General features: G+C 44.4%; 1 protein-coding gene. It reads right to left on the minus strand.

Annotated elements, in window-relative coordinates:
- Positions 1-495, minus strand: a 495-nt coding sequence (locus tag AB4496_RS29275) for a response regulator (protein ID WP_372133637.1), incomplete at both ends; no start/stop codon positions are given.

A 495-nucleotide genomic window follows, 5' to 3' on the forward strand; every position in this document is an offset into this window, starting at 1 on the left:
AGAACCCGATGGTTTGGTTAATGGCACGGGTTGATTATCTTTAAACGCTACCTCACCTCGATTTGGATAGGTAAAGATTGAGGTATCAGCCGATCTCGCCAGGACTTCACTCAGCGTCCATTTAAGCTGATTATCTTGATAAGGGCGAGCAATGTATGCAACAAAACCCACTTGTTTGGCGCGTGCTTCATCCTGTTTTCGAGGATCGGCAGAAATCATCACTAGCTTCGGACAAGCTTTGTCAAAACGCTCAATCAAACTTCTTGCTAATTGGAATCCATCAATAGACGGCATCACTTTATCAATCAGCACCAGATCATAAGGCAACGACTTCGCCACAGACTCTGAAACAAGCTCTAACGCTTGAGTGGCGGTTTCACAGCACTCAGACTTAACGCCGAATGATTGAAGTTGTGTTGAGGTAATACGCATGTTCAACTGGCTGTCATCAACCAAAAGTACCGAGACTTTATTAAAATCGATGTTGCTCTCGTC

Origin of the sequence: Vibrio sp. 10N.222.46.A1, from assembly GCF_041473595.1 — a bacterium.
Lineage (GTDB): Bacteria > Pseudomonadota > Gammaproteobacteria > Enterobacterales > Vibrionaceae > Vibrio > Vibrio tasmaniensis_A.